General features: G+C 61.5%; 21 protein-coding genes. 6 read left to right on the top strand and 15 right to left on the bottom strand.

All coding sequences use genetic code 11. From position 1 onward, the window contains the following. The first annotated feature begins 4 nt into the window (after positions 1-4). The gene (locus tag RlegSU303_RS11870; protein ID WP_131718555.1) at positions 5-832 is read left to right on the top strand and encodes an inositol monophosphatase family protein; all 828 of its coding nucleotides are present in this window, start codon (positions 5-7) and stop codon (positions 830-832) included. Between the two features lie 36 nt (positions 833-868). Then, entirely contained in the window at positions 869-1,693 is an 825-nt protein-coding gene (locus tag RlegSU303_RS11865) for an inositol monophosphatase family protein (RefSeq protein ID WP_131718554.1), read from the top strand. Positions 1,694-1,880: 187 nt separating this feature from the next. Here RlegSU303_RS11865 and RlegSU303_RS11860 read toward each other — a convergent pair whose 3' ends face one another. The 4 genes from RlegSU303_RS11860 to RlegSU303_RS11845 all read right to left on the bottom strand — a co-directional run bounded on the left by RlegSU303_RS11860 (position 1,881) and on the right by RlegSU303_RS11845 (position 5,279). Continuing rightward, entirely contained in the window at positions 1,881-3,161 is a 1,281-nt protein-coding gene (locus tag RlegSU303_RS11860) for a multidrug effflux MFS transporter (protein WP_131718553.1), read from the bottom strand. Between the two features lie 35 nt (positions 3,162-3,196). Next, positions 3,197-4,402 (bottom strand): multidrug effflux MFS transporter, encoded by a 1,206-nt coding sequence (locus RlegSU303_RS11855; protein ID WP_131718552.1) that lies wholly within the window; start codon positions 4,400-4,402, stop codon positions 3,197-3,199. A gap of 137 nt (positions 4,403-4,539) precedes the next feature. Continuing rightward, positions 4,540-4,875: a Grx4 family monothiol glutaredoxin gene (gene grxD, locus RlegSU303_RS11850; RefSeq protein ID WP_017960646.1), complete on the bottom strand. Its 336-nt coding sequence runs from the start codon at positions 4,873-4,875 to the stop codon at positions 4,540-4,542. Positions 4,876-5,048: 173 nt separating this feature from the next. Beyond that, entirely contained in the window at positions 5,049-5,279 is a 231-nt protein-coding gene (locus tag RlegSU303_RS11845) for a hypothetical protein (RefSeq protein WP_131718551.1), read from the bottom strand. Between the two features lie 163 nt (positions 5,280-5,442). Here RlegSU303_RS11845 and RlegSU303_RS11840 point away from each other — a divergent pair, with 163 nt between their 5' ends. Further along, entirely contained in the window at positions 5,443-6,624 is a 1,182-nt protein-coding gene (locus RlegSU303_RS11840; protein WP_131718550.1) for a hypothetical protein, read from the top strand. A gap of 34 nt (positions 6,625-6,658) precedes the next feature. Here RlegSU303_RS11840 and RlegSU303_RS11835 read toward each other — a convergent pair whose 3' ends face one another. Beyond that, positions 6,659-6,892, bottom strand: a complete 234-nt coding sequence (locus RlegSU303_RS11835) for a BolA/IbaG family iron-sulfur metabolism protein (protein ID WP_003540079.1) — start codon at positions 6,890-6,892, stop codon at positions 6,659-6,661. Between the two features lie 19 nt (positions 6,893-6,911). After that, positions 6,912-9,143, bottom strand: coding sequence for a phosphoribosylformylglycinamidine synthase subunit PurL (gene purL, locus RlegSU303_RS11830; protein WP_131718549.1), 2,232 nt, complete (start codon positions 9,141-9,143; stop codon positions 6,912-6,914). 263 nt (positions 9,144-9,406) lie between these two features. Between purL and lhpI the strand changes: the two genes are divergently transcribed. Further along, complete coding sequence (gene lhpI, locus RlegSU303_RS11825) at positions 9,407-11,149, top strand: cis-3-hydroxy-L-proline dehydratase (protein WP_131718548.1); 1,743 nt, start codon at positions 9,407-9,409, stop codon at positions 11,147-11,149. Positions 11,150-11,240: 91 nt separating this feature from the next. On the opposite strand, the gene RlegSU303_RS11820 is transcribed toward lhpI, so the two are convergent. Beyond that, positions 11,241-11,819 (bottom strand): acyloxyacyl hydrolase, encoded by a 579-nt coding sequence (locus RlegSU303_RS11820; protein WP_072638317.1) that lies wholly within the window; start codon positions 11,817-11,819, stop codon positions 11,241-11,243. 122 nt (positions 11,820-11,941) lie between these two features. Next, a complete protein-coding gene (locus RlegSU303_RS11815; protein WP_131718547.1) occupies positions 11,942-13,360 on the bottom strand; it encodes an aminotransferase-like domain-containing protein in 1,419 nt (472 codons plus the stop codon). 81 nt (positions 13,361-13,441) lie between these two features. Here RlegSU303_RS11815 and RlegSU303_RS11810 point away from each other — a divergent pair, with 81 nt between their 5' ends. Continuing rightward, positions 13,442-13,699 (top strand): DUF1127 domain-containing protein, encoded by a 258-nt coding sequence (locus RlegSU303_RS11810; RefSeq protein ID WP_131709153.1) that lies wholly within the window; start codon positions 13,442-13,444, stop codon positions 13,697-13,699. Between the two features lie 125 nt (positions 13,700-13,824). Here RlegSU303_RS11810 and RlegSU303_RS11805 read toward each other — a convergent pair whose 3' ends face one another. From RlegSU303_RS11805 to RlegSU303_RS11775, 7 genes are all read right to left on the bottom strand, one after another. After that, positions 13,825-14,220 (bottom strand): hypothetical protein, encoded by a 396-nt coding sequence (locus tag RlegSU303_RS11805; protein WP_029874238.1) that lies wholly within the window; start codon positions 14,218-14,220, stop codon positions 13,825-13,827. A gap of 84 nt (positions 14,221-14,304) precedes the next feature. Further along, positions 14,305-14,976: a phosphoribosylformylglycinamidine synthase subunit PurQ gene (gene purQ / locus RlegSU303_RS11800; protein ID WP_131709152.1), complete on the bottom strand. Its 672-nt coding sequence runs from the start codon at positions 14,974-14,976 to the stop codon at positions 14,305-14,307. Continuing rightward, complete coding sequence (locus tag RlegSU303_RS11795; protein WP_017960636.1) at positions 14,973-15,527, bottom strand: RNA 2'-phosphotransferase; 555 nt, start codon at positions 15,525-15,527, stop codon at positions 14,973-14,975. The genes purQ and RlegSU303_RS11795 overlap by 4 nt, the downstream gene beginning before the upstream one ends. Positions 15,528-15,571: 44 nt before the next feature. Beyond that, a complete protein-coding gene (purS, locus tag RlegSU303_RS11790; protein ID WP_017960635.1) occupies positions 15,572-15,814 on the bottom strand; it encodes a phosphoribosylformylglycinamidine synthase subunit PurS in 243 nt (80 codons plus the stop codon). Positions 15,815-15,829: 15 nt separating this feature from the next. Then, on the bottom strand, positions 15,830-16,594 hold the full coding sequence (gene purC, locus RlegSU303_RS11785; RefSeq protein ID WP_018242191.1) for a phosphoribosylaminoimidazolesuccinocarboxamide synthase: 765 nt from the start codon (positions 16,592-16,594) through the stop codon (positions 15,830-15,832). Positions 16,595-16,844: 250 nt separating this feature from the next. Then, entirely contained in the window at positions 16,845-19,142 is a 2,298-nt protein-coding gene (locus RlegSU303_RS11780; protein WP_231283811.1) for a bifunctional diguanylate cyclase/phosphodiesterase, read from the bottom strand. Positions 19,143-19,238: 96 nt separating this feature from the next. Further along, the gene (locus tag RlegSU303_RS11775) at positions 19,239-19,793 is read right to left on the bottom strand and encodes an RBBP9/YdeN family alpha/beta hydrolase (protein ID WP_026158703.1); all 555 of its coding nucleotides are present in this window, start codon (positions 19,791-19,793) and stop codon (positions 19,239-19,241) included. Positions 19,794-19,969: 176 nt separating this feature from the next. Between RlegSU303_RS11775 and RlegSU303_RS11770 the strand changes: the two genes are divergently transcribed. Further along, a complete protein-coding gene (locus RlegSU303_RS11770) occupies positions 19,970-20,776 on the top strand; it encodes a DUF2189 domain-containing protein (protein ID WP_026158702.1) in 807 nt (268 codons plus the stop codon). The last annotated feature ends 28 nt before the right edge of the window (positions 20,777-20,804 follow it).

Raw genomic sequence — 20,804 nt, 5'->3', positions numbered from 1 at the left:
TCGCATGACTATTTCAGATCAGGATATTCTCTTTCTCGGCGATTGCGTCCGGGAGGCGGCGCGCGCCGAGATCATGCCGCGTTTCCGTAATCTCGGCGCTGCCGATGTTTCGGAAAAGACTTCGGCAATCGATCTGGTGACGCAGGCGGACCTGCTTGCCGAACAGCGGATCACCGCGGCGCTGAGAGAGCGCTTTCCCGCAGCACTCGTCGTCGGCGAGGAGGCCTATGACGCCGACCGGTCTGTCGTGCCGGCCCTCGCCGATGCCGAGCTCGCCTTCGTCATCGACCCTGTCGACGGGACGTTCAATTTCGCCGCCGGGCTTCCCGTCTTCGGGACCATGTTGGCGGCGACAGTCAGGGGCGAGACGGTCGCCGGCATCATTCATGATCCCGTTCTCGGAGATACGGTGACCGCGGTCAGGGGGGCAGGCGCCTTTCTGACGCGGCGGGACGGGCAGTCAACAAAGCTGAAGGTCGCCGAGCCTGCTAGCCTGAACCAGATGGTCGGTGGCCTCTCATGGAGCCACATGGACGAACCGGATCGCGCGCGTATCTGCGCCAACATGGCGAAGATACGGATGACCTTCGCCTTCAACTGCTCGGCTTACGAATATTGGATGGTCGCTTCCGGCAAGATGCATTTCATCGGCCATGCGAAGCTGATGCCCTGGGATCACCTGGCCGGCGTGCTCGCGCATCAAGAGGCCGGCGGCCATACGGCGAAATTCGACGGCACACCCTATCGCCCCGGCGAGACCGTGGGAGGTATCATCTCCGCGCCCGACAAGGAGAGCTGGCAGCTCATTCGGCGCGAGATCGTCGGCATCTGATTCAAGGCCCTGTGAGGCTTAATTAAAGGATCTGACATGATTGCGACTGTCGACGTGACCGTTCTTGCCGATCTGCTGCGCCGCGCGGCGAAGGCAGAGATCCTGCCACGCTTTCGCCGGCTCGGCCAGAACGACGTGCGCGCCAAAAGCGAGGCGACCGATCTCGTCACCGAGGCCGATGAGCAGGCGGAACGGATGATCAAAGCGGAAGCTGCGCAACTCTGGCCGGGCGCACTGTTCCTTGGCGAAGAATCGGTCGCAGCCGATCCTGATTTGCTCCACAGCCTCGAACATGCCGATCTCGCGATCGTCGTCGATCCGGTCGACGGCACGTTCAATTTCGCCTCCGGCATCCCGGCCTTCGGCGTCATGGCATCCGTCATCTCCGGCGGCGAGACGGTTGCCGGCATCATCTACGATCCGATGGGCGACGACTGGGTGATGGCGGAAAAAGGCGGCGGCGCCTGGCTGCGCCGACCTGATGGCGAAGCGCAGCGGCTGCATACGGCCGCGCCGGTTGTACTCGACCAGATGGTCGGCATGGCCTCTACCGGCTACTTGCCGCAGGAGAAGCGGGCCGAGATCCTCGGCAATCTCGCCAAGGTGCGTTTCCTCACCAATTACCGCTGCGCCGCCCACGAATACCGCACCTTTGCCGGCGGGCATGTGCATTACCTCATGTACAACAAACTGATGCCGTGGGATCACCTTGCCGGCACTCTGATCTCGCAGGAGGCCGGCGCCTATGCGGCGCGCTTCGACGGATCGCCCTACCTGCCGCATCATCTCGACGGCGGGTTGCTGATCGCGCCCGACAAGGCCTCATGGGACGTGTTGCGGCGTGAGGTTTTCACGGTCTGAACTTGCCGTCCGGTAAGCTTCAGAATGCTGAGACAGTTGTCCACTCCTCTTTCGTCATGCTCGGCTTGTCCCGAGCATCCGCAATTCGTTGATATGCAGCAGATCCTCGGCATAAGACCGAGGATGACGTCGAGTGAAGAACGTTTGTCAACAAACTAAACCCGCCGGGTCCAGCAATGATCCCATTTCAGAAATGCGCCGCACCCGGATCGAATTGCGGACTGTCGCCCGGGTGCGTGAAGAGTTTGCCGTTCTCAGCCCAGAGCGTGGCTGCGATCGTCGCCGCGCCGAAGAGCGCGAAGCCGCCGAAGAGCGGCTGCACCGTGCCATTGAACATCTGGCCGACCAGGCCGCCGAGGATGGCGCCGGCGGTCGTCGAGACGAAGCCGGTGATGGCGGTCGCCGTGCCGGCGAGATTGCCCATTGGTTCGAGGCTGATGGCGGTGAAATTGGTGGCGATCACGGCGAACATCATCAGAACGATGGTGAAGATGCCGTAGGCGATGGCGAAATCCGGCTTGGCGGCCAGCGAATAGAAAAAGCCGGCAGCCGACAGCGCCGTGAAGATCAGTAGGGCAGTGTGCGAGATGCGGCGCATGCCGAATTTGCGGACGAAGAAGCCGTTGGCGAAATTGGCGACGGCAATGCCGCCGGCGGTGGCCGCAAAGGCGATCGGCAACCAGTCGCCAAGGCCATAGACCTCGCCGAAGACCTGCTGCACCGAGATCACATAAGCGCTGATGACACCGGTGAACATGGTGAGGCCGATCATGTAGCCGCAGGTGATGCGGTTGGTGAGCACGGTCTTGAAGCCATCCACGACAGAGGCGACCGACAGCGGCAGCCGCTCTTCCGGCGGCAGCGATTCCTTCAGCCGCAGGAGACCCCAGACGAACAGGATGGTGGCGATGATGCCGAGCAGGATGAAGATCCAGTGCCAGTTGGCATAGAGGATGATGAGCTGGCCGACGGATGGGGCAACGATCGGCACGATCATGAAGACGATCATCACATAGGACATCACACGGGCCATTTCGCGGCCACCGAAGCAGTCGCGCACCATGGCCATGGTGGTGATGCGCACGGCCGCACCGCCAATACCCTGGACAAAACGCATGAGGAGCAGCATTTCGAAGCTGCCGGTCGCTGCGGCGGCAAACATTCCGACAATATAGCAGGCCAAGCCGCCGAGCAGGATGTTGCGGCGGCCGAAGGTATCCGAGAGGCTGCCGAAGAAGATCTGCGAGACGCCGAACCCTAAGAAGAACACGCCGATGATCAGCTGCGCGTCGTTGGTATTGGTGACGCCGAGGGAATGGCCGATATTGGGCAATGCCGGCAGCATGCTGTCAATCGCCATGGCGACGCTGGCGGTCATGATGGCGATGGTAACGACGAATTCGCCAAAGCCCATGCCGATGCGGCGGGAGCCCTGGTTTTCCTGGTGCGGTTTATGCGGCGGCGTCATGTGGTGAAATCCCGGATGCGAATGAGGCCCGCCGTTCAGACGGCTGGGTTCTGCGATTGGAAGAGGCGGCCCTTCTCGGCGATCAGCACGAAGACGAGCCCGATGATCGACACGGTGAAATAACCGGCGACCATCGGCAGCGCAGTGCCGTCGAAGGCCTGGCCGATGCCGGCGCCGATAATGGCGCCGCCGACCGTGCTCATGAAGCCGAGGACCGAGGAGGCGGTGCCGGCGACGTGGCCGAGCGGCTCCATGGCGAGCGAATTGAAGTTCGAGCCGATCCAGCCGAACTGGAACATCGAAAGGCCGAAGAAGGAGATGAACAGAGCGAAGGGCATCGGCTCGGTGCTGGCCATCTGGACGATCAGCCAGATGGTGTTGATGGCGATGAAGCCGATGAGCGAGCCATGCGACAGGCGGCGCATGCCGAGCTTGCCGACGAATCGCGAATTGAAGAAGGACGACAGCGACATGAAGATCGCCACGCCGGCGAAGGCGAAGGGGAAATAGACGCCGAGATCGTAAATGCCGACATAGACCTGCTGGGCCGAATTGATGAAGCCGAACAGCGCGCCGAAGATGAAGGTGCTGGCAATGGTGTAACAGAGCGCGACGCGGTTGGTCAGCACCAGCTTGAAGGCGCCGAAGATCGAGCGGGCGGTGAAGGGCCTGACATTGGCGGGATGCAGGGTTTCCGGCAGGCGCAGATAGGCCCAGACGGCAATCGCCGTCGCCATGGTGGCGATGAAGAGGAAGATCAGGTGCCAGTTGCCGAAGAACATGACGATCTGGCCGGCGCCGGGCGCAATGACCGGCACGATCATGAAGACCATCATGATCAGCGACATGACTTCGGCCATCTGCCGTCCGCCATAGATATCGCGGACGATGGAGATGGTGATGACGCGCGTGGCCGCCGAGCCGATGCCCTGGACGAAGCGCAGCACCAGCAGGCCGGCGAAGGAGGGAACGAAGACGATGCCGATGGCCGAAACGATATAGACGACGAGACCGAACAACAGCGGCGCGCGGCGGCCGAATCGATCGGAAAGCGGTCCGTAGAAAAGCTGGGCGCAGCCGAAGCCGAGCAGATAGGAGGAGACGACGAATTGCCGGTGGTTCTCGCTCTCGACGCCGAGGCTCGCGCCGATCTGCTGCAAGGCTGGGAGCATGATGTCGATCGCCAGCGAATTGATGGCCATCAGGAAGGCGGCAAGCGCGATGAATTCTCGCTTGCCCATGGGCATGCGGCCCGCGGACACGGCTTGTGATGAATCTGTCACAATGAAATTCCCATAAACACGTCAAGGCGCTGCTGGCCGCAGCGCCTCGAACTCAAGAAACAGATTTGGAAACCGGGCGGACGTCCGGTGACCGGTCAGGCGGCGCCGCGAACCGTGATGCCGTTTTCCTGGAGGTGCTGCTGCAGCTCACCAGCCTGGAACATTTCCCGGACGATGTCGCAGCCGCCGACGAACTCGCCCTTTACGTAGAGCTGCGGGATCGTCGGCCAGTTGGAATATTCCTTGATGCCCTGGCGGATTTCCGAATCGGCGAGCACGTTGACGCCCTTGTAGTCGACGCCGATGTAATCGAGAATCTGCACGACCTGGCCGGAGAAACCGCACTGCGGAAACTGCGGCGTGCCCTTCATGAAAAGGACGACGTCGTTGCTCTTGATTTCGTTGTCGATGAATTCGTGAATGCCGCTCATGGGACCTAATCCTTTCAACAGGCGGGTTAAAGGCCCACCGTTTCAATCGTTGCCTTTAGATAGCATGCGACAGCAGGAATTCCAGCCGCCCGAACCAAAAAAAGACCAATTCGGGCTGGGCCTCGCTGAGGATTGTTGCCGTCGCGTTACGGTCGGAGTTTTTGCCGCTCGCCTCAGCTGCCACGCTGGCGGCTGCGGCCTGCGGCGGTGCGGCGCTTGCTGACCTGTTTGCGGGCGGGCTTGGCCTTGGCCGAGGTCGTCTTGCGCGTTGCCGTCGTCGTCGCGACGGGGCGTGTCTTACGCCTCCTGCGCTTCGTCGTGACGCGGCCGGTGGTTTTCTTCAGGATCTCCTTCAGCACGCTGTCGACGACGCCTGATATCAATTCTTTGACTAGATCGGCCACAAAACCCCTCCGTTCGTGGTGGAAACGACATGGTTGCTATTGAATTCCGGAAGAGTTCGGTTAGCAAGACGGCTTCGAGACCATGGCTGCTTTTTTGCCGATATAGGGGCGCAGCAGCCGGGTCGCAGCAACATGCCGGCCAATCGCCCGGCCGGAAGAGCGAATGAAACTGATCGAGAAGCGGGTCGTCCTGCATTTCCCGGGCTTCGAGCCGCTTGACGGCGTTGCCCACAGGGCACGCTACGAGCGTTCGGCCAGGCAGAGTGCTGCCGTCTGGGACTATTCGGTCGAGATGGGGGCAGCGGACGAGCGGAGCGATCCGGTCAGTTTCGAAGTCAGGACGGCTGAGAGGGTAGCGGCGCCCGAGGCAGGGACCAGTTCCCCCGGCTGGCAGGCGAAGAGCCGCATCCATATGGTCGATCACGACATACTGGTGCGCAAGCTGCGTGCCGGCAACACGCTGAGCCAGATCATTGCGGGCTTCCGAAGCTGCGCCGAGATCATGTTCGAAGGCGGCATGCGGGGGTATTTCCGCCATGCCTGGCGCTTCGGCCTGTTCTTTCTGTTCCCGTTCCTACTGACGGCGCTGGCGATCGTGCTGACGGCGCAGATCGCCATCATGCCCTATGGCCTCGGCTTTTCGCCGTGGCACATGCTCTGGAGCGGGCCGCTGGCGCTCTGTTTCTTCATCTTCGCCTTCCTGCCGTTTTCCGAACGCTTCCACACGCTGCATCTCTTTGCCGATTGGGAAATGGCCGTGGCGCTCGGCCGCATGGACCGGACAGATTTCAACGATTGGCTGGAAGACCGGGCCACTGCCGTGCGCAAGGCGCTTGAAGAAGAGGCGGACGAATATGTGATCTCCTCGCATAGCATGGGATCGAGCGTCGCCGCCCATGTCATCGGCATATTGCTGGAAAGGGAGCCGGAGATCTTCAAGGGAAAGCGCGTGATGTTTGCCACACTCGGCAGCGCCATCCTGCAATGTGCGCTGATGTCATCGGCAACACTGCTTCGCGCCCGCGTCGGGCTGATCGCCCGCTGTCCCGAGATTTCCTGGCTCGACGTGCAGTGCCTGACGGATTCGATCAATTTCTACAAGGTGCCGGTCGTTGCCGTCTCCGGCCATGAGGATGCGCCCCAAGCAAAGATGATCCTGATCCGCGTCAAGCAGATGCTGACGCGCGAGCACTATCGCAAGATCCGCAAGGACCAGCTGCGCGTTCACCGGCAATATGTGCTTGGGCCAGATCTGCAGGCGCCCTTCGACTTCACGCTTTTGACATCCGGGCCGATGCCGGCCTCGGTCTTTGCCGATCCCGACGAAAAGAGAATGCCCGCCTGAGGGCCGGGCATCGTCATCCGGATTGCGTCGGGCTCTATTCCGGCGCGGAGGTCTGCAGCGCCAGAGCGTGCAGGACGCCGCCCATATTGCCCTTCAGCGCCTCGTAGACCATCTGGTGCTGTTGCACGCGGCTCTTGCCGCGAAAGGCTTCGGCGACGACTTCGGCGGCGTAGTGATCGCCGTCGCCCGCCAGATCGCGGATCGTCACCTTGGCACCGGGAATCCCAGCCTTGATCATGTCTTCGATATCGCCGGGTTTCATGGCCATGATCGTTACTCCTTGCGCATCATTCCGCAGCAAGTTCGCCGCGGCCTTCCATGAAATTAGGGAACCACGATTCATGGGCATCGCGCAATTGCTGAATCGGCAGCGAGATGAGATCGCCGACGACGAGCGCCGTTCCTCCGACCGTACCGAGACGGCGGAAGGGAACGCCGCCACCTTCTGCATTGACGCAGACGAAATCGGCGACATCGGCAGGCAAAGTCAGCACATAGCGCGCCTGATCCTCGCCGAAGAGCAGCGCATGCGGTTCACCCTTGCCTTCGCTCAGATCGATCGTCAGGCCTTTGCCCGAGGCCATCGCCATTTCGGCGAGCGCCACGGCAAGGCCGCCAGAGGAGATGTCGTGGCAGGCGGTCGCCTGGCCGTTGCGGATGACAGAGCGGACGAAATCGCCATTGCGTCTTTCAGCGAACAGATCCACTTCAGGAGCCGGACCTTCGCTGCTGGAAAGTACATCGCGGAGATAGACGGACTGGCCGAGATGGCTGCCGTCGACGCCGATCATGATCACCTTATCGCCATCGTTGGCGCTGCCGATGCGGGCCATCTTGCGCCAATCAGGCAGCAGGCCGACGCCCGCAATCGTCGGGGTCGGCAGGATGGCGACGCCGTTGGTCTCGTTGTAGAGCGAAACGTTGCCTGACACGATCGGGAAATCCAGCGCGCGGCAGGCTTCGCCGATGCCCTTCACCGCCTGGACGAACTGGCCCATGATCTCGGGCTTTTCGGGATTGCCGAAGTTCAGATTGTCGGTGGCGGCGAGCGGTTCGGCGCCTGTCGCGGTGATGTTGCGCCAGCATTCGGCGACCGCCTGCTTGCCGCCTTCGAAGGGATCCGCCTCGACATAACGCGGAGTGACGTCGGAGGAAAAGGCAAGCGCCTTGGAGGGATGGCCGTCGACACGTACGACGCCGGCATCGCCGCCCGGAAGCTGCAGCGAATTGCCCTGGATCAGCGTGTCGTATTGCTCATAGACCCAGCGGCGGCTCGATTGGTTGGCGGAACCGACGAGTTGCAGCAGCGCCTGGCCATAATCCTCGGGTGCGGCGACGAGATTGGCGGGCAAGGGGGCGTGCTTGCCGGATTCGCGCCAGGGGCGATCATACTCCGGCGCCTGATCGCCGAGATCCTTGATCGGCAGGTTGGCGACTTCCTCACCCTGGTGCATAACGCGGAAGCGAAGGTCGTCGGTCGTCCAGCCGACGATGGCAAAATCGAGGCCCCACTTGACGAAGATCGCCTTGGCTTCCTCTTCCTTCTCCGGCTGCAACACCATGAGCATGCGCTCCTGGCTTTCCGACAGCATCATCTCGTAGGCGGTCATCCGCTCTTCGCGCACCGGCACCTTGTCTAGCTCGAGCAGGATGCCGAGATCGCCCTTGGCGCCCATTTCGACGGCGGAGCAGGTGAGGCCGGCCGCACCCATATCCTGGATAGCGATGACGGCGCCGGTCTGCATCAGCTCGAGGCAGGCTTCCAGCAGGCACTTCTCGGTGAAGGGGTCGCCGACCTGAACGGTCGGGCGCTTCTCCTCGATCGATTCGTCGAATTCGGCCGATGCCATCGTCGCGCCGCCGACGCCGTCGCGCCCGGTCTTGGCGCCGAGATAGACGACCGGAAGACCGACGCCCTTGGCTTCGGAGAGGAAGATGGCGTTGGACTTCGCAATACCGGCGGCAAAGGCGTTGACGAGGATGTTGCCGTTGTAGCGAGCGTCAAATTCGACTTCGCCGCCGACCGTCGGCACGCCGAAAGAATTGCCGTAGCCGCCGACGCCGGAAACGACGCCGGAGACGAGGTGGCGGGTCTTCGGATGATCCGGCTCGCCGAAGCGCAGCGCGTTCATCGCGGCGATCGGGCGCGCGCCCATAGTGAAAACGTCGCGCAGGATGCCGCCGACGCCGGTCGCAGCACCCTGATAAGGCTCGATATAAGAGGGGTGGTTGTGGCTCTCCATCTTGAAGACGACGCAATCGCCGTCATCGATATCGACCACGCCAGCATTTTCGCCCGGGCCCTGGATGACGCGCGGCCCCTTGGTCGGCAGCGTGCGCAGCCACTTCTTCGAGGATTTGTAGGAGCAGTGCTCGTTCCACATGGCAGAGAAGATGCCGAGCTCGGTAAAGGTCGGTTCGCGGCCGATCAGATCCAGAATACGCTGGTACTCGTCGGGCTTCAGGCCATGGCCCGCTATGAGTTCCGGCGTGATCGGGATGGTATTTGGAATGGTCATGAGCTCTCGAAAGTCCCTGCCGTTGCGCGTTTTCCGCTCTTTAGCCTATGTAGGGACGGCGCGCGACAGGAAAATGCCCGCCGTCAACAGAGGGTGAGCGACGTCTTCGGCCCCGGTCCGGCGGCCGCTTCTCAGAGTCTGTTTGACAACTTGCTTTTAATTCTCGATCGATAGCAATGGGGCAAGGCTCCGGCCTCAGCTTTTGTGTGCCGCTGGTGTTCCTATAGGAAACTTTTCTTCTTGGTTGATGGTATCGAGATACAATGCCGGACATACAACAACAGGCAGACGAAAAGGTGTTTGCCGGGCGCGCGCTTGTGGCTGGCTTCGCTACGGGGTCGATCGTATTCAGCGACACGGCGCTCAGCTTCTGGGGCGGCGTCGACTCCCGGACCGGAGAAATCATCGACCGCCACCATCCCCTGTCGACACAGGTCCTGACAGGAAAGATTCTCGCCATCCCCGGCGGACGCGGCTCGTGTACGGGCAGCAGCGTGCTCATGGAGCTGATCATGAACGGGCACGCTCCCGCCGGCATCGTGGTTTCGCGCCAGGAGGAAATACTGTCGCTCGGAGTGATCGTCGCTGACGAAGTGTTCGGTCGATCTATCCCCGTTGTCCAGCTCTCCGAAGACGACTTCGCCGAGCTGCACTCTATCCCTGAAGTCACCCTCATCGGCGACAAGGTCATCGCGAGCCGGATCGAAACCGCCCCCGGTTTCGATGCCGCCGATCGCACCTACGGAAATTCGATAGCGCTGACATCGAGGGATCGGTCCGCTTTGAATGGGGAAATGGGCAAGGCCGTGCAGGTGGCAATGAGGGCCACGACGCGCATGGCTGAAATTCAGGGAGCGACGGAACTCATCGATATCTCCCAGGTCCATATCGATGGCTGCATCTACACCGGGCCGACCAGCCTGGAATTCGCGAAACGCATGCGGGACTGGGAGGGTAGGGTTGTCGTTCCAACGACCCTGAACTCGATATCGGTGGACCAGATGCGTTGGCGGGAGCAGGGCGTGTCTCCCGGCGTCGCCGGACCCGCATCCGAATTGGGTGAGGCCTACGCCTCCATGGGAGCACGAAAGACGTTCACCTGCGCGCCCTATCAGCTGTCGTCCGCACCCAGGCAGGGTGAGCAGGTGGCCTGGGCGGAGTCGAACGCGGTCGTATTCGCGAACAGTGTTTTGGGTGCTCGCACTGCCAAGTATCCTGACTACCTGGATCTGTGCATCGCTCTCACCGGGCGCGCGCCGCTGACCGGGCCGCATATCGCCGACAACAGGCGCGCCAGCCTCGTGGTCAAGGTGTCGGGCTTCGTGTCGCGGGATGACATGGTCTACCCCATTCTCGGCTACCACATCGGCAAGCTTGTCGGAGATGAAATTCCGGTCGTGATCGGCCTCGAGACGTGGAAGCCGAATCTGGACGACCTAAAGGCGTTCGGGGCGGGTTTTGCGACGACATCAGGCTCTCCCATGTTCCATATCGTCGGTGTCACGCCGGAGGCCGACAGCCTTGAGAGCGTTGTCGGAAGCAAGATCAAGGCGAGCTATGAAATCTGTCCCGAGGACGTCGTTGCGGACTGGAGGAAACTCAACGGCGAGTCTGTGGATGGCATCGAGTTCGTCGCGCTGGGCAATCCCCATTTCTCTTTCGACGAATGCGAGCGGCTGGCCGCGCTCTGCGAAGGCCTGGCGAAACATCCTGACGTCAAGGTTCTGGTTACCTGCAACCGTGCGACGTTCGAAAGGGCTTCCACTGCGAATCTCGTCGGCAAATTGTCGGACTTCGGCATAGAATTCGTAACCGATGCGTGCTGGTGCACACTTGCGGAGCCTGTCATCCCAAAATCGGTCGATACAATTATCACCAATTCCGCGAAGTTCGCTCACTACGGTCCTGGATTGACGGGTAAGGCGCTTCGGTTTGGCAGCCTGGCGGACTGCGTCGCGGCGGCTTGTCAGGGCGAGTTGAAGCCTGTTCGTCCCACATGGGACTGAACGGTTCCCGCCTGCCGATGGCCGATCAGACGGCGGTAATGAGCAGTTCAATCATCCGTCGGTCAACCCGCTGAAATTGTCGAACGGACTCTCAGAACTTGTAGCCGACCTGCAAGCCGGCGCGTGTCATGCCGTCGTTCGGCCCGTCGCAGAGATTGGCATGCGAGGAGTGGGCGATCTGGGCCATGACGTTCCAGTGGGCGTTGAAACGATAGCCGGCGCCCAGATATTCGTGGAAGAGCACGCGACAGCCGAGTTCCGGGCCGTCATCATCGCCCTCGAGATCGCCGGTATGAATGACGCCGCCGAAGCCGGCTTCGGCAAAAAGCTTCTCGTTGAAATCGACCGTCCAGGTGAACCCGGTGAAGAATTGGGTGGCCTCGCCTGACGTGCCGATCGAGGTGCCGAGATGCACACGAGGATGCAGCAGCTGTTGCTGCCAGCCGACCGCCGTATCGTAGCCGAAGGGATCGAAGAGAGCGGTAATTTCGGGAAAGACGCCGTCTTCCCTGGAATGGCCCGATTGTACCGAGGCCGAGACGCCGAAGCGCAATTCATCGAATATTTGCTCGCCGGCATTTGCCGAGCCTGCCAGCAAGAGACCGGCTATCCCTGCCACTGATGCTATACTCAAAAAACGCAACGCGATCCTTCCGAAGTCGACCCTCATTTGCTGTCCTTTGATTCGCATCAGACGGGAATAACAAAGAGGTAACACGGAGGTTGAGTCGCTAAAGCGCTCCGAATAGGTTCCGGCGTTTTTTCCGATTTATGACGTGTATTTGCAACACGTCATATTTCCCCGTCATAGGCGGAGCCGCCATTTTCCAACAGCCGGCGCAGGATCATCAGCCCCGAGGTCAGTTCCTGCCCCGTCTTCGGCGAGGACAAACCGATGCGAACGCGGTGATAGGCTTTCTCGCCGCGGGCCGCCTTGAACTCGTCCTCATCGTCGACGAGCACACCGTCGCGGTAGGCGGCGTTCTTGAAGGTGCCTGACATCCAGGGCTCCGGCAGTTTCAGCCAGAGGAAGGGCGCGTGGAGGTGCGATTCGAAGTCGAACCCCCGCAGCTGCTCGCGGGCGATCTGGACGCGCCTGGAAAGTTCTTTGACGCTCTCTTTGCGGATCTCGTGCGCTGCGCCGCTTTCGACGAGGCGCGCACAGGTCTCCGCCAGGATGAACGGCAGGCCGCCGGTGATCATCTTGTGCGTCACCCTGATGCGCTGGGCAAAATGCGGCGGGCAGGCGACCCAGCCGCCGCGCACGCCGGCGGCGACCGATTTTGACAGGCCGTTGACGAGGAAGGTGCGGTCGGGCGCGATCGAGGCGAGCAGCGGCGTGTCGTCGTCGGCCATGCCGCCGTAGAGGTCGTCCTCGATCAGCCAGACGCCGTGCTTCCTGGCGATTGCGGCGATATCAGCGCGCCGTTGATAGGGCATGATCGCCAAAGTCGGATTGTGGACGGTCGGCATCAGGAAGGCGATCTTCGGATGCTGCTGCTGGCAGAGCCGCTCGAAATCCTCGGGGATCATGCCAAGCTTGTCGGAATCGACCGTCAGTGTGCGGCGGCCGAGAAGGCGGACGCTGCGGCTGACCTGGGTGTAGGTAAGATCCTCGAAGACGATTTTGTCGCCCGGCGCCGAGACGGCGGCGATAACGGCGATCGCCGCCGCATGGGCGCCGAGCGTCGGTACGATGTTTTCAACCTCCGGCGTCCAGCCGCTGCGGGCAAGCCAGCGGCCACCGGCCTCGAACCAATTCTGCGGGAAACTCCGGGAATAGGAGGAGATTTCGGAAAGATGCTGCTCGCCGATCTCGGCGAGGATACCCGCTATGACCTTGCCTTGGCCGAGATCGGGCGCGGCTGTTGTGTCAAAACGGATCTTGTTCGCCGGCGCATCCTGGACGCGGGTGCCGCCGAGCGAGACGGTCAGCGGATCGATCTGTTCCCCGGGCGGCGTCTCGGAGCGGTTTAGCACATAGGTGCCGCGCCCGACTTCGCCGGCGACCAGGCCGCGCTCATGCACCAGCGCATAGGCGCGGCCGATCGTGCCGATCGTTACGCCGATATCGTAGGCAAGGTTGCGCTGCGGCGGCAGCTTGCTGCCGGCGGGCAGGGCGCCGCTTGCTATGGCGGATTCGATGCTGTCGGCAAGCCGGAGATAGACCGGACCGGCACCGCGGGAAATATCGGGAAGCCAATTTGTCATGGTGACAATTGTATATATTGGCACATTGTATCGGTCAAGTGTATGAGTCAATTCCAATGGCAAACCGAGAGGATTCCTGGAATGTCTGCCTTGCCTGAGATTAAAATGCCGATTGTACCGATTGTCTCTTACGATGACAGGAGACAAATCATCCTCCCCGACGCGCCCGCCGAGGTGACGACGCGTTTGGGTGGAATCTGGGCTGCCATTCTTCTCTGGCATCAAAAGCGGGAAGGCCGGCGCGCGCTGAGAGGCCTGACGGCGACCGAGCTCAAGGATATCGGTGTGTCGCAGTCCGATGCCGCGCGCGAAGTCGGCAAGTCGTTTTTCTGGGACTGATCATGCTTTCGGGCTGCCGCATCATTCCTTAAATCGGAAGCGATTTCAGGAACATATCCAGCATTCAAGGCGTTGCAGCGCCCTTCGCGCGTCTGATAAGACGCGTGGCGCTGTCATCACCGCGATCAGCTGCAGGCCTTGTTGCCGCCGGACCAGCGATTGACGTCTGTGGTGATGCGGCCAGCGACCGGTTCCTGCATCATCGGACCGAAGGCCTGCAGGCGCGAAGGGCTTCCCTCAGCCTGCACGACGAGCAGCGGCCGGCTTTCCGGGCTGCCCTTATGGACGAGCAGGATGCGCGGACGGCCGGAGAAGGAATTGAGCTCCGGCGCGAGCTTGTAGGCTGCAAAGGCCGGATCACCCGATTTGAACCAGCAGGCATTGGCGCCGAGAGCCACGCGTTCCATCGTCGGCAGCGCGGCGCGGTTCGGGCCTGTCGGCGCCGGCGTCTGGCAAGCTGCCACCATGGCTGCGAGAGCGGTCAACAGGGCGGCATTTGCGACGGAGAGGCGAGGGCGCATCGATTGCTCCAGATCCGAACAGAAGGATTTTCGTGTGCATCCCGTTGCCCAAGACCGCTACGCGCGCTTGGGCAACGTGCGGGTTCAGGCGGCGATGACGTCGAGCGCCGAGGCGAAGAGGCCGCGGCCGTCCGAACCGCCATGGGCGGCCTCGATCAGGTTCTCGGGATGCGGCATCATGCCGAGCACATTGCCCTTTTCGTTCATGACGGCGGCGATATCATTGATCGAGCCGTTCGGATTGGTGCCTTCGGCATAACGGAACACCACCTGGCCATTGCCTTCGATCGCAGCCAGCGTCGCATCGTCGGCGAAATAATTGCCGTCATGATGGGCGACCGGGCAGCGAATGACCTGGCCTTGCGCATAGGCGCGGGTGAAATCCGTCTCGGCATTGACGACTTCGAGTTTGATCTCGCGGCAGACGAATTTCAGCGAGGAATTGCGCATCAGCGCGCCGGGCAGCAGGCCGGCCTCGACGAGGATCTGGAAGCCGTTGCAGACGCCGAGGACTTTCACGCCCTTTGAAGCCTTGTCGATGATCGCCTGCATGACCGGCATGCGGGCTGCGATCGCGCCGCAGCGCAGATAATCGCCATAAGAAAAACCGCCGGGGATGACGATCAGGTCGACATCGGGGATCTCGGTTTCCGTCTGCCAGATCGTTACCGGTGCCTGGCCGGAGATTTTGGTCAAGGCGGCGATCATGTCGCGGTCGCGGTTGAGGCCCGGAAGTTGAACGACGGCTGATTTCATGGGGTCCCTGCGTTTCGCGAAAGATATTGAACTGGAACGCTTTCGGCGAGCCATACTCCATTGTCGGAGACAAAGAAAGAATGACCCTCTGAAAACATGCGGGCCGCGTCCACACGCAGGATGATATGTTCACCCTTGCGGCGCGCTGCGACAATTTTCGCCGTTTCGACATCCGCCGACAGATGAACGTGGTGCCGCTGCATCTTCTTCAAACCTTCGCGCTCGATCGACGGCCAGTTCGCCAGAGACGTGCCGTGAAAAAGAGCGGCGGGCGGTTCGACCTGGTTCAATGCGAGATCGATGTCGACGCTATGACCTTGGTTTGCGCGAATTCTGTTATCGGCGAGGGCGAAGCGCTTCTTTGGACTGTTTTCGACAATCTCGATGATCTCGGCGCGGGAAACGTCGTATTTCGACGCCAACGCTTTTTCGAGCTCATCGAACGACACCCAACCCTCGCTATCAAGCGTCAAGCCCGCAGCATCAGGCGCATGACGCAAAACATAGCTCATATATTTCGAGACTTCCGTCTCCAGCTTTGCTTTCATCATGACGCCAAATCCTCAAAGTCCGCCAGGCGACGGGTCTGTGATCATCAGTCGATCGCGATTGCGTAGTTCTCGATCACCGTGTTGGCGAGCAGTCTTTCGCACATGGCCTTGAGGTCGGCCTCAGCCTGGCCCTTGTCGGCGCCATCAAGCTCCAGGTCGAAGACCTTGCCCTGTCTTACATGGCCGACGCCCGAGAAGCCGAGGGCGCCAAGCGCACCCTCGATTGCCTTGCCCTGCGGATCGAGAACGCCGTTTTTCAGCGTGACGGTGACACGAGCCTTGATCACTTTGTCTTTCCTGCCTTACTTTACGAGAACCGGGCCGGTGCCGCGCACAGGCTCGTTTTCATTGATGATGCCGAGACGGCGCGCGACTTCGGAATAGGCTTCGAGCAACCCGCCGAGATCGCGGCGGAAGCGGTCCTTGTCCATCTTCTCGTGGGTTTCGATATCCCAGAGCCGGCAGCTGTCCGGCGAGATTTCGTCGGCGAGGATGATGCGCATCATATCGCCTTCGAAGAGGCGGCCGCATTCGATCTTGAAATCGACGAGTTGGATGCCGACGCCGAGGAAGAGGCCGGTCATGAAGTCGTTGACGCGGATGGCAAGCGCCATGATGTCATCGAGTTCGGCGGGGTTTGCCCAGCCGAAGGCGGTGATGTGCTCTTCGGAGACCATCGGATCATCGAGCGCGTCGGACTTGTAATAGAATTCGATGATCGAGCGCGGAAGCACGACGCCTTCGTCGATGCCGAGGCGCTTGGCGAGAGAACCGGCCGCGACATTGCGCACGACGATCTCCAGCGGGATCATCTCTACTTCCTTGATCAACTGCTCGCGCATGTTGAGCCGGCGGATGAAATGAGTGGGGATGCCGATCTTGTTCAGATGGCTGAAGATATATTCGGAAATGCGGTTGTTGAGGACGCCCTTGCCATCGATGACTTCGTGTTTCTTTTTGTTGAAGGCAGTGGCATCGTCCTTGAAGAACTGGATCAAAGTGCCCGGTTCCGGGCCCTCATACAGAATCTTTGCCTTGCCCTCGTAGATACGGCGGCGACGGTTCATCGTGGTCATTCTCTGTTGTTGGCGCTCTTGGGATAGCGCGAGTGGATCGATCTCGTGGCGTCCCCTTAAAGGAAAAGAGAGGGTTTCACAATCCGCCTGTCGCTCCTTCCCTGGTTTCCAGATTTCGCGGCCCTGGTTTCCAATTTTACGGAATACCGCCAAGAGAATCGAATGAATTCGCAAGAGGAGTTTAGCGCCTTTTCCTCTACGGTGGAATGAAGGCGAAATGGCGGGCCGCTTATGCAGGTTTTTATTTGGCGGCTCTGCTTGGCAGCGCGCGGCGAAGCTGCGCCTGCAAGGCGCGAGCGGCGATTTGCCCGTGCCGCCAGCTTCCAGCGCGGATGAAGGAGGGGATCTGCATGGCCGGCATCGGCCGGGCAAGCGCGTAGCCCTGCAGCGTGTCACAGTCGAGTTCTTCGAGAATGCGGATGTGCTCCGCCGTCTCGACGCCCTCGGCGATGACGAGGATATTCAGCGAGCGGCCGATATCGATGATCGAGCCGACCAGTTTGCGCTGCTCGGCCGATTGCGGCAGCATGCGGATCAGCTCGCGGTCGATCTTCAGCGTCTTCGGGCTCAGGCGCAGCAGGCTGACGATCGAGGCATGGCCGGTGCCGAAATCGTCGATCTGGATATCGATGCCGAGCTTACGCAGCTTTTTCAGGTTGGCGGCCACCGCCTCGTCGCAATCGTCGAGCGAGATCGATTCCAGCAGCTCGAAGGAGAAGGTGCCGGGCTCGATCTTCAAGGCGCGGAGCTTCTTGCCCAGATCTGGATCTGCGAGCCGTCTGGCGGAGACGTTGACCGATATCTTCGGGATCGGCAGCCCGTCCTTCAGCCACACCTTCCGGTCGGCAATGGCGCGCTCCAGGATGAGGGCGTCGATGGTCGAGACGACGTCGAGATCCTCGGCGATGTCGAGGAAGCGGTCGGGCGTCAGCAGCCCGTGCACCGGATGCTGCCAGCGGGCAAGTGTTTCGACGCCTGCGACATCGAGCGTGCGGGCATCAAACTGCAGCTGATAGAAGGGCACGAATTCATTGCGTTCGAGGCCGATCAGGATCTCGTCGGCAAGGTGCTTGGCGGAGATGATATCGCGGCGGGCAGAGGCCGAGAAGAATTCGAAGCGGTTGCGGCCCAGGCCCTTGGCACGATAGAGGGCGATATCGGCGTCGAGCAGCATCTGCTTGGCGTCGAGCTTCGCTCCGCTGTCGACGGCGATGCCGATGCTGGCGCCGAAACGGCAATCGTGCCCCTCATATCTGACGGGTTTGCGCAATTCGCGGATGACACGCTCGGCAAGGCCGGCGATCTTCTTCGATGCGGGATCGACAATGCAGAGGATGACGAATTCGTCGCCGCCGATGCGGGCGACGAAATCGACGGCGCGAACGGACGTTCTCAGCACGCTTGCGGCATGCTGCAGCATGGCGTCGCCGGCTCGGTGGCCGAGCGTGTCGTTGATCTGCTTGAAGCGGTCGAGATCGATATGCAGGATCGCCATCGCCATGCCCTTGGCCCGGCATTCGGCCGCACGCTCGTCCAGCATCTTGTCGAGATAGCGGCGGTTCGGCAGGCCGGTTAGGTAATCGTGCAGCGCCAGGTGCTCGATGCTCTCCTTGGCGGCTTCGAGCTCGCGGTTGCGCGCCTCGGCCAGATCCTTGGCGCGCTGCAGCTCGTTGCGGAGCGCGACTTCCTCGGTGACGTCCCAGTTGGCGCCGATCAGTTTGCGGTGGCCGTTGCCGTCGACGAAGAAGGCGGAGCGGGCGCGGATGACGCGTTCGGCGCCGTCGCCGCGGATGATGCGGTATTCCTGCTGGAAATCACTTCCGCTTTCGACGCTACGGTCGGACAAGCCAAGCACGCGTTCGCGGTCGTCGGGATGCAGGCTTTTCGCCCAGACGTCGCCGCCGATCTTACGTGAGGCGCCCTGCAGCCCGTAGATGGCGATGAGGCGGTCGTCCCATTCGACGCTATCATGCTCGATATCGGCCTCGAAGACGCCGATGCGGGAAACCTCCAGCGCCAGATCGAGCCGGCGCGACAAACGCGACAGCGTCTCCTCGGCTTCCTTGCGGGCGGTGATATCCGTATCCGTGCCGATGATGCGCGTCGGCACGCCGTTCTCGTCCCATTCCACGCAGGCGCCGCGACACTCGATCCAGACCCAACGGCCGTCCTTGTGGCGCTCGCGATATTCGAAGACCTGGTAATTTGGATCGCCGGCGTTCTGCCGGTCGATTGCATGGACGACGAAATCGCGATCGTCGGGATGAACGAGCTGCAGCCAGGCCTCGTAATCGCCGTCGGCTTCCTCGTCGGGGGCCATGCCGCGGATGGTTTTCCACGTCGGCGAGTAATATTTCCGGTCGAGACGGTAATTGTGATCCCATACGCCGAGGCCCGAGCCGACGAGCGCATAATTCCAGCGGCTCTCCCGCTCGGCCAGGTCGGAATCGTCGGTTGCCCCATTGCCGATGCCTGCCTCAACCGCTGTGGCATCGCCATGCGGATCACCGGCCTCTGGATGGGCTTTCTTCACGGGCATTCTCGCTTATGTCACCTCGGCGCAGTCTGCTGTCATTCCATTAAGAAAGACTTAGAAAGCACCTGCTCAACAAGCGAGGCGGCGTCTTTTCCGCAATCAGGCGGAGAGCCGGCCGAGGAACTGGGCAAAGACCATGGTACCTTCGGGCCAGGGGCCGTGACCGGAATCGGCATTGATATGGCCGGCCTCGCCGGCATCGACGAGGAAGGAGCCCCAACTGCTGGCGACATCGTCGGCGTGTTCGTAGCTGCCGAACGGATCGTTGCGGCTGGCCACGGTTATCGACGGGAAGGGCAGCGGATCGCGCGGATAGGGGCCGAAGGTCATCAGGTGCTTCGGGCGGATGTCGGGATTGGCGACATCGGGCGGGGCGACGAGGAAAGCGCCCGCCACCCGGTTGCGGAAATGCGGGATGGCATGGATCACCGAGGGCACGCCCAGCGAATGGGCGACGAGAACTACCGGGCGGGTCGAGGCGTTCACCTCCTCGGCGATGCGGGCGATCCAGTCCTCGCGGACCGGCTTCGTCCATTCGGCCTGTTCGACACGCCGCGCCGTGCTGAGCTTTGCCTCCCAGCGGCTCTGCCAGTGGCTCGGGCCGGAATTGGTGTAACCGGGGATGATGAGGATATCTGCGTCTGAGGCTTTCATGATGCCGCCGATGTGAGAAAGCTGGTCCAAGATGTCAAGAGGGGGATGTCAAGGGAGGGAGCGACACAGGCCCTGAAAGTTGCTATATTCCTCCAGTGCCGGTTGCGGATTTCGTATCGGCTTGCCCGCCGATGCTGTCCGCCGCCGATCAGGTCTCGGCTGAGGAGGAGAAAGCCATGGCGGCATTTCACGTCATGACGGGTGCAAGCGAGAGCTTAGCGCGGCCCGTCGTCAATCGCATCGGTATCGCCGACGTCTTCGACGCGCTGAAGCGCGGATACGACGATTTCATGGAGAAACCGTCCCACTATGTGTTCCTGTGCCTGATGTACCCGATCGCCGGCGTCTTCCTGACGTTGTGGACCTCGGGCGCCAACCTTTTGCCGATGGTCTTCCCGCTGATGGCGGGTTTCGTGCTGATCGGCCCTATCGCAGCGATTGGCCTCTATGAAATCAGCCGCCGGCGCGAGGCCGGCCTTGACGCGTCCTGGACGCATGCGCTCGACGTGCGCCATTCGCCAGCGCTGCCGTCGATCGTGGCGATCGGCTTGATGCTCTGCGGCCTCTTCATCGTCTGGCTGGTGACGGCTCAGACGCTCTACAGCAATCTGCTCGGCGAGGTCTTTCCGCGCAGCATGGGGGACTTCTTCCGCCAGGTCTTCGGCACGTCGGAGGGCATGCAACTGATCATCTGGGGCAACCTCATCGGCTTCGTCTTTGCGCTCGTCGTGCTGGCGATAACCGTCATCACCTTTCCGCTGCTGCTCGACCGCGATGTCGGGGCTGTTGCCGCCGTCACGGCGTCGATCCGCGCGACGATCCTCAATCCGGTGCCGGTGCTGCTCTGGGGCCTGATCGTCGCCGCGCTGCTCCTCATCGGCACGATCCCGGTCTTTGCCGGGCTTGCGCTGGTTATCCCGATCCTCGGCCATTCAACCTGGCATCTCTATCGCAAGCTGATTGCGCGGGAAGTCACAGCGTAACCACGGCCTGTCTGCGGGCAATTCCGGA

It is taken from the genome of Rhizobium sp. SU303 (genome assembly GCF_021052345.1).
GTDB lineage: Bacteria > Pseudomonadota > Alphaproteobacteria > Rhizobiales > Rhizobiaceae > Rhizobium > Rhizobium laguerreae.
The sequence above is the reverse complement of the archived record's forward strand: the minus strand, read 5'-3'. Positions and strand labels throughout refer to the sequence as shown.

Coding starts and splice junctions, on each gene's coding strand:
- RlegSU303_RS11870 (WP_131718555.1), top strand. CDS start 5: ATGACTATTTCAGATCAGGATATTCTCTTTCTCGGCGATTGCGTCCGG.
- RlegSU303_RS11865 (WP_131718554.1), top strand. CDS start 869: ATGATTGCGACTGTCGACGTGACCGTTCTTGCCGATCTGCTGCGCCGC.
- RlegSU303_RS11860 (WP_131718553.1), bottom strand. CDS start 3,161: ATGACGCCGCCGCATAAACCGCACCAGGAAAACCAGGGCTCCCGCCGC.
- RlegSU303_RS11855 (WP_131718552.1), bottom strand. CDS start 4,402: ATGGGCAAGCGAGAATTCATCGCGCTTGCCGCCTTCCTGATGGCCATC.
- grxD (WP_017960646.1), bottom strand. CDS start 4,875: ATGAGCGGCATTCACGAATTCATCGACAACGAAATCAAGAGCAACGAC.
- RlegSU303_RS11840 (WP_131718550.1), top strand. CDS start 5,443: ATGAAACTGATCGAGAAGCGGGTCGTCCTGCATTTCCCGGGCTTCGAG.
- RlegSU303_RS11835 (WP_003540079.1), bottom strand. CDS start 6,892: ATGGCCATGAAACCCGGCGATATCGAAGACATGATCAAGGCTGGGATT.
- purL (WP_131718549.1), bottom strand. CDS start 9,143: ATGACCATTCCAAATACCATCCCGATCACGCCGGAACTCATAGCGGGC.
- lhpI (WP_131718548.1), top strand. CDS start 9,407: ATGCCGGACATACAACAACAGGCAGACGAAAAGGTGTTTGCCGGGCGC.
- RlegSU303_RS11820 (WP_072638317.1), bottom strand. CDS start 11,819: ATGAGGGTCGACTTCGGAAGGATCGCGTTGCGTTTTTTGAGTATAGCA.
- RlegSU303_RS11815 (WP_131718547.1), bottom strand. CDS start 13,360: ATGACAAATTGGCTTCCCGATATTTCCCGCGGTGCCGGTCCGGTCTAT.
- RlegSU303_RS11810 (WP_131709153.1), top strand. CDS start 13,442: ATGTCTGCCTTGCCTGAGATTAAAATGCCGATTGTACCGATTGTCTCT.
- RlegSU303_RS11805 (WP_029874238.1), bottom strand. CDS start 14,220: ATGCGCCCTCGCCTCTCCGTCGCAAATGCCGCCCTGTTGACCGCTCTC.
- purQ (WP_131709152.1), bottom strand. CDS start 14,976: ATGAAATCAGCCGTCGTTCAACTTCCGGGCCTCAACCGCGACCGCGAC.
- RlegSU303_RS11795 (WP_017960636.1), bottom strand. CDS start 15,527: ATGATGAAAGCAAAGCTGGAGACGGAAGTCTCGAAATATATGAGCTAT.
- purC (WP_018242191.1), bottom strand. CDS start 16,594: ATGAACCGTCGCCGCCGTATCTACGAGGGCAAGGCAAAGATTCTGTAT.
- RlegSU303_RS11780 (WP_231283811.1), bottom strand. CDS start 19,142: ATGCCCGTGAAGAAAGCCCATCCAGAGGCCGGTGATCCGCATGGCGAT.
- RlegSU303_RS11775 (WP_026158703.1), bottom strand. CDS start 19,793: ATGAAAGCCTCAGACGCAGATATCCTCATCATCCCCGGTTACACCAAT.
- RlegSU303_RS11770 (WP_026158702.1), top strand. CDS start 19,970: ATGGCGGCATTTCACGTCATGACGGGTGCAAGCGAGAGCTTAGCGCGG.